Consider the following 3,810-nt stretch of genomic DNA (forward strand, 5'->3'; position numbering starts at 1 on the left):
ATATAGTCACGTAAGCGACCCAAACTTCCTCTTCGTGGAGGTTTTATCACAAGCTCTTGCTCATTATGACCAAGTTTTCTCAACTGATCCGCTGCATCAGCTAGACCTACGAACTTCGTTAACTTAACCTCTTTAGCTTGGGCATCAAGCCAAGCATTCAGAGCTTTATCATAAGCCAAAGGGTTCATTTGCAGATTTAGACCCGTTACAGTTTTAAAGTATGTAGAAAAAAGAATATGAAACAATGTTTTAATACCATTTCCACGATAGGAATGAAGAAAAGCCATTGCCTCATTAACTCCTTGTGGGATATAAAAATGGACATAGTGTTTAATAATTTCAGCGTTCTTTTGAGCCTTTTTAAAATCGACCTCACCAGTTTCAATATCAATAATGTCAGTTTTTATTCCGTAGTAACCAACATTAAACCAACCTGATAACTCTCTTGTTTCTTCGTTGATAGAAACATCACTAAATTGATACACTTGTTTCGTATCATCCATAATATGATACGCACCTGTTTTACTCATTATGAACCATTTCAATAGTTCAAATAAATCATATTGACCAATCCGATCTAATGTACTGTATCTTTGCTCTCTTCTTCCACCTAAATCTTTGTTATAGCACCGAAAAGAGTATGGAGATAGAGAGTGCATTTCTTGTTCGTATGTTCTAGCCATTTATCTAAGTACCTATTATACAGGATCTAATTGCGTCTAAATATGACACTTGTATATATGACACGCAACACATAAATTACTCCAATGATAACTACGTAGAGTATTGGCAAAAAGTACACAACCAAACGCTATGTACCTTTATGCTCATATGCACTTATTAAGTATAAAATTCAGCAATCCCCACGGGCACCCTCACCCATTTCTTGCACCTGCATAGCGCTACGCCTTCGGCTACTTTTACGCAGCGGGAGCGGATGACGCCTTGGTGGGTAAAGATGCAATGTCCGCATTCACAGACAATCGCTTCGTATGGGGTGAGAAAAGAAAAGCCCCTGAGGATTGCTCAGGGGCTCAGTCGCCATCAATATGGGCAGTCAAAGGCTGGGAAACGGTAATAGGGGTATAACGCCGAGTGTTACGAGTCACCTTGATGGCCTTGTTATATTCCGGTCTATTCACCTGCTAACGTAATATGGATAATGGACTCTCTATCATCCCAGTCTTCGCATAGGTTCTTACCGTGAATAATGACTTTTTTATGTTGTGCTTGTGCTGATAAAACAAGTGAATATACAGACTTTCCAAAGTCATCAAGTGTAACAGCCCATTCTATAGCTGGATTTCCATTGCATGTTGGTGGAGATATATGCGGTACAGTAGTGAACATCAATACAGGGGTGCCAGTGGTTCGGTGGATTCTGATATTGTGAATTGTCCCACCTTCATCACTAGCAAAACCCGCAGAAGCCGTGGTTGATAAAATCAAACTTAAACCTGCTGCAATTTTGCATAGGGCTTTGGTTAAAGTCATTACTTTCTCCTTTTAAATATAACATTGTATTCAACGAACAGAGACAATATACCTGATTCATATACCATTCCTTGCCCTCGTTCAACTTTTATCAACAAATCATATGTTTAAACTGTATGCTTATTAACACTAAGTACAACAAAGCAAACACCATTTCTGGCGTTTGCTTTGTATGGTCACATCAATGAAGCTCGGCCATTCCCACTGGTACCCTCACCCATTTCTTGCACCTGCAAAGCGCTAAGCCTTCGGCTACTTTTACGCAGCGGGAGCGGATGACGCCTTGGTGAGTGAAAATGCAATGTCCGCAATCACAGACAATCGCTTCGTATGGGGTGAGCAATAGTTTCTGGTACATGGCCTCGAAGGCCGCTGGGGTCATTTCGTTATCTGAAACAACTTCTAGCATCGTATCCTCCTTGATTCTTCTGCTTACCTAATTCAAGTCTTGCAATAGCAATTTGAATTCAGGATGAAGGGATACATGCTCGAAGAGTTCAGGCTGTTCGCGAACCAGTTCGTTAAGGCGGAAACGCCAACTGGTAGCCAGGGCAACACGTTCAGTGGGGTCATCACATTGGCAGATTAGCCAATACTGTTGAAGAAGTGATAATGGGTCTAATGCCCCCTTACTGGGCTGAGAAAATGGCAAGACTTGTCCAGACATAAGATGTCTCCTGGGTAATGTAAAATCATTGCCACTCGGAGACGCCAATACTCACGATGGTGGCAACTCGAACAGGGTTGGCGTAACCAGCTACCCAGGTTGCTGGCGCGACCGAAGTCGCCCCTGTTCGAGCCGCCATAGAATACAACAATTCTTAGGTGTGCGCGAACGCAGCCCAACAAAAAAGACGCGAGCGCGTCTTATGGGCTCTGGGTTAATTTTGCTGGACGCCAATCCAGATAACAGATTTTGCTGTTATGCAATCAGGTTAACTGCGCATTTTGGTGGTGTCAAGGTTTGTGGGCAGGAATGTTGGAGTATGATTCAATGAACAACAAATGGCATAACAGGAATATATTGAAGAAGCCATAGCTGCTTATCAGACCTACAGCATACTTAATAAATAAAGGACACAAATATGGCGAATTTTGTTCATCTTCCAAGCCCAAGTGGCAAAAATATCCTAGTGAATATGGATATCGTAACTCATATAGTTCAAAGCAAAAATGATGAAGACACCTCAATAGTGTTTTTTTCGAATGATAACAGCCTACGTATAGCTTTAAGCCAAGATCAATTGATGACAGAACTAATGCAAATTGGTGTTATCTAACAAATGAAGCCTGAGCATTGCTCAGGCTTATTAATTAGTATCACTTAATGAGCTTCAGATCGGCCTTACGGCTTTTCTTCATCTGCTGATAGTAGTTCTCATGTGGTCCAATGTTAAGAAGATACAGCTCTAGCTTGTTCTCAACCCAACTGTAACCAAGCAAAACTTGCTGAGACTCTATCTTGAACTTATGCACCCAGAGGTGTGATAAATCACCTTTCTTCTGTTCGCCAATTTCAGGATCAGCGATTATCTTCTCTATCTCATCTTCAACGATTACCAAATGAGATTCAGAAAGCTTACCCAATGCTTTTTCAAATCGTCGAGATTCAAAAACATCAATTTCGTTTTGTTCTTCTGACATAACGTTTGACCATTCCCTGTTTAGCTTCTTCGGTTGCCAACAGTGCTTCACGAACGAACTCGTAAGACAAATCTGGATTATCCACCATCATTTGACCTATCTTCGCCCAATATTCTATTTGCTTAGGCACTGATCGGCTTTCCGCTTCAGCGTGAATTTTTGCGTGAGTGACAAACTCATCATCCAAGCGAACGCTAGTAGCCATACTCACCTCTCATAATCGTCATCTTCTCGTCTTAATCGTCTTTAGTCTTTAGTCTTTAGTCTTTAGTCTTTAGTCTTTAGTCTTTAGTCTTTAGTCTTTAGTCTTTAGTCTTTAGTCTTTAGTCTTTAGTCAATCGTTGTCAGTCTTTAATTAATCGTCTTTATCTAAATCATATAACTTGGACAAGAATGTCGAGATAAATATAGCGACAAATTGTCGCGTAATCCACCCTTTTGTTTCAATAGTACCAAAAAGCCTAAGTAACGCTGTACATATACCGCTAACAATGCAAAAGCTAATCCTAGTGTTGCTGACCTCAAGCAGCTGTAGAATCTGGCAGGATAAAAGTGAAAGATAAGGGCGAATAGCACGGCCCAAATTTGGGCCGTGCCAATATTTCAATAACTTACTGGCACTTCCACCCATTCCTTACATCGACACAGCGCAATCCCTTCTACTATCTTCAC

The 3,810-nt window shown here is 41.0% G+C and carries 7 protein-coding genes; 1 reads left to right on the forward strand and 6 read right to left on the reverse strand.

Going from position 1 to position 3,810, the window contains the following annotated elements; all coding sequences use genetic code 11:
* The 4 genes from MHN01_RS19585 to MHN01_RS19600 form a co-directional block, all read right to left on the reverse strand.
* Positions 1-683: hypothetical protein (locus tag MHN01_RS19585; protein WP_239412890.1), on the reverse strand; the 683-nt coding region annotated here is incomplete at its 3' end.
* 451 nt (positions 684-1,134) lie between these two features.
* Positions 1,135-1,494, reverse strand: coding sequence for a hypothetical protein (locus MHN01_RS19590; RefSeq protein ID WP_239412891.1), 360 nt, complete (start codon positions 1,492-1,494; stop codon positions 1,135-1,137).
* A 181-nt stretch (positions 1,495-1,675) separates the two neighbouring features.
* The gene (locus MHN01_RS19595) at positions 1,676-1,903 is read right to left on the reverse strand and encodes a hypothetical protein (RefSeq protein ID WP_239412892.1); all 228 of its coding nucleotides are present in this window, start codon (positions 1,901-1,903) and stop codon (positions 1,676-1,678) included.
* 27 nt (positions 1,904-1,930) lie between these two features.
* Positions 1,931-2,161, reverse strand: coding sequence for a hypothetical protein (locus MHN01_RS19600; RefSeq protein ID WP_239412893.1), 231 nt, complete (start codon positions 2,159-2,161; stop codon positions 1,931-1,933).
* Between the two features lie 418 nt (positions 2,162-2,579).
* Here MHN01_RS19600 and MHN01_RS19605 point away from each other — a divergent pair, with 418 nt between their 5' ends.
* On the forward strand, positions 2,580-2,774 hold the full coding sequence (locus MHN01_RS19605) for a hypothetical protein (protein WP_239412894.1): 195 nt from the start codon (positions 2,580-2,582) through the stop codon (positions 2,772-2,774).
* Positions 2,775-2,814: 40 nt separating this feature from the next.
* On the opposite strand, the gene MHN01_RS19610 is transcribed toward MHN01_RS19605, so the two are convergent.
* Positions 2,815-3,138, reverse strand: a complete 324-nt coding sequence (locus MHN01_RS19610; protein WP_239412895.1) for a type II toxin-antitoxin system RelE/ParE family toxin — start codon at positions 3,136-3,138, stop codon at positions 2,815-2,817.
* Positions 3,113-3,343 carry a ParD-like family protein gene (locus tag MHN01_RS19615; RefSeq protein WP_239412896.1) on the reverse strand — a complete coding sequence of 77 codons (231 nt, stop codon included), beginning with the start codon at positions 3,341-3,343 and terminating at the stop codon, positions 3,113-3,115. The genes MHN01_RS19610 and MHN01_RS19615 overlap by 26 nt, the downstream gene beginning before the upstream one ends.
* Positions 3,344-3,810: the final 467 nt, after the last annotated feature.

This window comes from Photobacterium sp. OFAV2-7 (genome assembly GCF_022347985.1).
Classification (GTDB): Bacteria; Pseudomonadota; Gammaproteobacteria; order Enterobacterales; family Vibrionaceae; genus Photobacterium.

Coding starts and splice junctions, on each gene's coding strand:
- MHN01_RS19590 (WP_239412891.1), bottom strand. CDS start 1,494: ATGACTTTAACCAAAGCCCTATGCAAAATTGCAGCAGGTTTAAGTTTG.
- MHN01_RS19595 (WP_239412892.1), bottom strand. CDS start 1,903: ATGCTAGAAGTTGTTTCAGATAACGAAATGACCCCAGCGGCCTTCGAG.
- MHN01_RS19600 (WP_239412893.1), bottom strand. CDS start 2,161: ATGTCTGGACAAGTCTTGCCATTTTCTCAGCCCAGTAAGGGGGCATTA.
- MHN01_RS19605 (WP_239412894.1), top strand. CDS start 2,580: ATGGCGAATTTTGTTCATCTTCCAAGCCCAAGTGGCAAAAATATCCTA.
- MHN01_RS19610 (WP_239412895.1), bottom strand. CDS start 3,138: ATGTCAGAAGAACAAAACGAAATTGATGTTTTTGAATCTCGACGATTT.
- MHN01_RS19615 (WP_239412896.1), bottom strand. CDS start 3,343: ATGGCTACTAGCGTTCGCTTGGATGATGAGTTTGTCACTCACGCAAAA.